The following is a 4977-nucleotide window of genomic DNA, read 5'->3' as shown; positions in this document are numbered from 1 at the left end:
CTACTTCTGGTCTACTCCCAATTTAGTTTCCTAAGACAAATAAACAGGCAGCCGAAAAAGTATCGGTTGCCTGTTGTTTATATTTTTTAAGATTTTCGTTTAAACGAAATCACGATTTTAGTTAGAGGTTAAGCCTTAACTTGAAGTATGTCGTCAATTATCATTCGTTTTTCTACTTCTGGCCCATTCTCAACTTTGTAGCGGTGAACAGACCAAGCAAAATCATTTGAATTTCTACTGTTGGTCCACTTTTAAAACCGATTTAGAAAACAATCGCTAGACTATAAAAAATACTAAAAATTAATAAAGCGGTACTCAAATAATTAATTTTATTTTGACGTTGTTTTTCATTATCTACTTGCACAATAGCAGGAATAATACTAAATAATGTAATGAAAACATAAGCAATTTGTGCTAAAAAATAAGATTGGCTTGGTAAAGTGAAATATACGCCAGCAAATATGGCTACAATCGCTAATCCAATGCCGGTCCAATGATACAGTGTCGATTGTTTCTTTCTAGTAATTAATAAATAGCGTAAGTGATTGATTTCAATCGTGATGCCTGCTGTAATTAACGCAAGAGGAATCAATAACAGTAAAAAATTGGTAGTGATACTCGTCGTTTGACTATAGTATGCTACCGTATTTAAAATAAAAGCATTAAAAAAGATGGTCAAAATATATTGATAAAATGTATTCACAATTGGAAAAGGTATATATTGAAAATGAATATAGGCAATATATAAAAGTAACAGTAAATTAATAATCCAGTTATTTCTTAAAATAAAAATAACCGATGTGATGATTAAAATACCTTCACAAACATATAAGATAAATTCAGGTGTACTTTTGTGATTCCGTTGTACATTTCGCTGGTGAAAATAATGATCAATTAATTGTGAACTGACAACTATCACAAATAGTAAAAGAGCATTTATCCAGTTTGGTGATGCAGCTGAACTCAACCCCACGATTGTTCCAACACCAATCAAAGTAAATGGTGCTAAAAAAATCTTGACAAGGGGGTTTTGTAACAACTTGATAAAAGTAGTCATAAGTAACAAATCCCTTCTGAATATCGACATAATTTTATAAAAAGCTATTCATTATCTCTATTTTAAGTTATAATCGATAATGTTACAACTCAAAATTCCCGATAGGGTTCACTTTCTTCAAAGTGAAAATGCCTTGTAACCAAAATGAAATAATGGGGGAAAGAAAAATGACAGAAAAAAGATTATTTACGTCAGAATCAGTAACCGAGGGACATCCAGATAAAATTGCCGATCAAATTAGTGATGCGATTTTGGATGCCATTTTAGAGCAAGATCCAAATGCTCGGGTTGCGTGCGAGACTGCGGTTAATACCGGTTTAGTATTAGTGTTTGGAGAAATTACTACTTCTGCGTATGTTGATATCCAACAAATCGTTCGTCAAAAAATTGATGAGATAGGATATAATAAACAACAATATGGTTTCGATGCGAAGACTGTAGCGGTATTGGTCTCACTAGACGAGCAATCACCCGATATTGCTCAAGGAGTCAACAATGCGATTGAAACCCGCGATCAAGATTCAGAAATCGAAATCGGAGCGGGTGACCAAGGTTTGATGTTTGGTTATGCTACGGATGAAACACCAGAATTAATGCCACTTCCGATTTCACTTAGTCACCAATTAGCATTAAAATTAGCTGAAGTTCGTAAATCAGGCGAGTTAAATTATTTAGGACCAGATGGCAAAACACAAGTCACCATTGAGTATGATGAAACGGGAGTAGCGCAAAGAGTCGATACTATTGTCATATCAACGCAACATACAGAGGACGTGACTTTACAACAAATTCATGATGATGTGATTGCCCATGTCGTCAAACCGATTATTCCGTCTGAATTATTAGATGATGAAACGAAATATTTTATCAATCCAACCGGTAAATTTATTATTGGTGGCCCAGTAGGTGACTCAGGCCTAACAGGACGTAAAATTATTGTCGATACATATGGTGGTTATGCACGACATGGTGGAGGAGCTTTCTCAGGGAAAGACGCAACGAAAGTCGACCGCTCAGCCAGTTATGCCGCTCGCTATATTGCGAAAAATATTGTAGCAGCTGGTTTAGCTAAGCGTTGTGAAGTCCAACTGGCTTATGCGATTGGGGTGGCCGAACCTGTTTCGATTTCAATTGATACCTTTAATACCAGTGAGATAACAGAAAGTAAATTAATTGCTGCTGTTCGCTCAACATTCCGCTTAACGCCGAAAGGCATCATCGAAATGTTAGACTTATTACGACCAATTTATGCTCAAACCGCAGCTTATGGACATTTTGGTCGTCGTGATATTGAATTACCTTGGGAACAAACAGATAAAGTAGAGGCTTTAAAAGCAGCTATTAACGCATAACATAAAACGTAGACTAGATAAGGGGATGGTACTTTATCATAGTCTACGTTTATTTTTCATTTAATTTTTTCGATTATTAATAACATGGGTGGCTGATTTTGTTGATTAATAAATTCATATTGTAGGACTTGGTATTCTTTTTGAGACCATGTCGATAAGGCGTCGAATAATTTTTGCTTTTCAATCATACCTGCTGGATGCCCAGAATAAATTACTAATAAAATCTGACCTCTTTTAACTAATTTTTCGGCAATTTGTTCAATAGCCGATAGCGTACTAGGAAAATGAGTGGTAATATCATGGTCACCACCAGGTAAATACCCTAAATTAAAGATAGCTCCAGCAATGGTTGGTTCGCTTATGATCTTGTTTATTTGATCATGGCTCTGCTCTATTAAACTGACTAGTTGGTATTTTGGATGCGCCTCAAGTTTTGCAGTAGAATTGAGAATGGCTTGTTTTTGAATATCAAAGCCATAAACATGTCCTTTAAAATGAGGTTGATTGATTATAAAATGAGTATCATTGCCATTACCTAAGGTAGCATCAATATAAGTTCCATTAGGGAAACGTTGAATTAAATCTGCTAACAATTGATGGCTAAAGTGTAAAGCATTTTTCATAACAACTCTCCTCGTGTTTCAATTATATTACAATCATTAAGCTTTAACGATAAATCATCGGAATCTCTATAATTATAACTTAATTTGGGTTAGAATAAAACATGAATATAATTTAGGAGGCGAATCGAGTGCCAGTTCAATCTAGACGCGTTACAGTAAAGAAACAACAGAGAAATAAACAAGTTGAACGAATGAAAAAAATTCGTAAAGCTTTTAATACTGGATTAATTATGTTTTCAACGGCAGCATTTATTGAATCCACAACGAAGCCATCTAATGTTATGGCTCAAACGACATCTAATACACGATTAAGTAAGAGTGAATTTTTAAACCTTGTCACAGATAGTGCTAAGAAAATTGCCGCTTCTAATGATTTATATGCATCTGTTATGATTGCTCAAGCCGTATTAGAATCTGGATGGGGAAATTCTACCTTAGCAAGAGCGCCATATCATAATTTATTTGGAATTAAAGGAAGTTCATCTGATAATACCGTTAATATGGATACTTTAGAAGATGATGGTACTGGCAATTATTATGTAGCCAATGAAGCTTTCAAACGTTATGACGATTATGCCGGCTCATTACAAGATTATGCTAATATTTTAACAGGGGATAATGGTGCCAATAGTTGGCGCTATAATTATTATTTAGGGGCACGTGTTAGCCAAACGAATAGCTATCAAGATGCCACTCGCCATTTAACCGGTCGTTATGCGACGGATACTTCTTACGCATCGAAGTTAAACGCGATTATTCAACAAAACAATTTAACTGCTTATGATACAGTAGGTAATCAGTCAAATAATAATCAAAATAATAATAACAACCAAGGTGGTACTGAAGAAAACACGACTAACAATGGTACGACCACCAATTATGTGGTTGAAGCTGGAGACACTTACTGGTCGTTAGCGCGTAAATTCGGTTTGGATGTTAAATCATTACAAAATGCGAATAATGCGACGAATGGCAATTTATTTGTAGGTCAAGCGATTCGTATTCCTGGAGTAGCGAATACAGAAAAAAATGAAACTGAAAAAGAAACCACCGTTGAAACGCCAACAACCCCTACTCAACAAGGTCAATATACCGTTAAAGCGGGGGACACCTATTGGTCATTAGCACGTCGATTGGGTGTTAGTGCGGGTGAATTACAACGTTTAAATAATACTAGTTCTTCTAGTTTATATGTCGGACAAAAATTAGTTGTTCCGGGTCAAACGACTCAAGCATCAACTGAAAATAACAGTCCTAAAGAAGAGTCTACTAACTCAACGCCAACCAATACTAAAGGTAACTATACTGTAAAAGCGGGCGATACTTATTGGTCATTAGCTCGTCGATACAATGTTTCCGTTGAAAGTTTAATGGCTCAAAATGGACAAAATTTAATAGCTGGTAAAGTCATTACAATACCAAGTGTAGCAACTACTCAAACGGATTCGACGCCAGTTACCGAAAAAGAAGAAGCAACGACGACACCAGTATCAACTTCCAATGGTAATTATACCGTTGTAGCAGGAGATACCTTATGGTCAATCGCTAGCCGTCACCAAACAACTGTTGGCCAAATTTTAAGTGCCAATGGACTAGCTGAAGGAACGGTATTACATCCGGGTCAAAGTTTAGTGGTTAGTGGTTCAACAGTAGCTAATAATAACACTAGCAATGAACCAACGACGTCAACAAGCACAACAGATACAACAAGCGCAACGACGACCGTAACAGAAACTCCAGCACCAACTACAACTGTAACGTCAACTACTGGTAGTTATACCGTAGTAGCCGGTGATACTCTTTATAGCATCGCAAGACGATCAGGTATCGATGTGAATACATTAATTGCAGCTAATGGTGGCTCAACGATTATTTCTGTCGGACAAGTTATTAATTATTAATAAAATTTTAGGCAATTTAAAAGACAATATCCTTTAAGCATTAT

At 35.9% G+C, this 4977-nt stretch carries 4 protein-coding genes and 1 riboswitch; of the genes, 2 read left to right on the top strand and 2 right to left on the bottom strand.

Annotated elements, in window-relative coordinates; all coding sequences use genetic code 11:
* Positions 1 to 262: 262 nt before the first annotated feature.
* Positions 263 to 1057 carry a hypothetical protein gene (locus GSA01S_RS09280; RefSeq protein WP_066126881.1) on the bottom strand — a complete coding sequence of 265 codons (795 nt, stop codon included), beginning with the start codon at positions 1055 to 1057 and terminating at the stop codon, positions 263 to 265.
* 77 nt (positions 1058 to 1134) lie between these two features.
* Positions 1135 to 1227: riboswitch (SMK box riboswitch) on the top strand.
* Between GSA01S_RS09280 and metK the strand changes: the two genes are divergently transcribed.
* Entirely contained in the window at positions 1225 to 2409 is a 1185-nt protein-coding gene (metK, locus tag GSA01S_RS09275) for a methionine adenosyltransferase (RefSeq protein ID WP_066126879.1), read from the top strand. It overlaps the preceding riboswitch by 3 nt.
* 56 nt (positions 2410 to 2465) lie before the next feature.
* Here the strand turns inward: metK and mnmM are convergent, their stop codons facing one another.
* Positions 2466 to 3032, bottom strand: a complete 567-nt coding sequence (gene mnmM, locus GSA01S_RS09270; protein ID WP_066126877.1) for a tRNA 5-(aminomethyl)-2-thiouridylate-methyltransferase MnmM — start codon at positions 3030 to 3032, stop codon at positions 2466 to 2468.
* Between the two features lie 128 nt (positions 3033 to 3160).
* Here mnmM and GSA01S_RS09265 point away from each other — a divergent pair, with 128 nt between their 5' ends.
* Positions 3161 to 4933: a muramidase family protein gene (locus GSA01S_RS09265; protein WP_066126876.1), complete on the top strand. Its 1773-nt coding sequence runs from the start codon at positions 3161 to 3163 to the stop codon at positions 4931 to 4933.
* The last annotated feature ends 44 nt before the right edge of the window (positions 4934 to 4977 follow it).

It is taken from the genome of Globicatella sanguinis NBRC 15551 (genome assembly GCF_001552295.1).
Taxonomy (GTDB): Bacteria; Bacillota; Bacilli; order Lactobacillales; family Aerococcaceae; genus Globicatella; species Globicatella sanguinis.
This window is presented reverse-complemented; position numbering and strand designations above follow the sequence as displayed.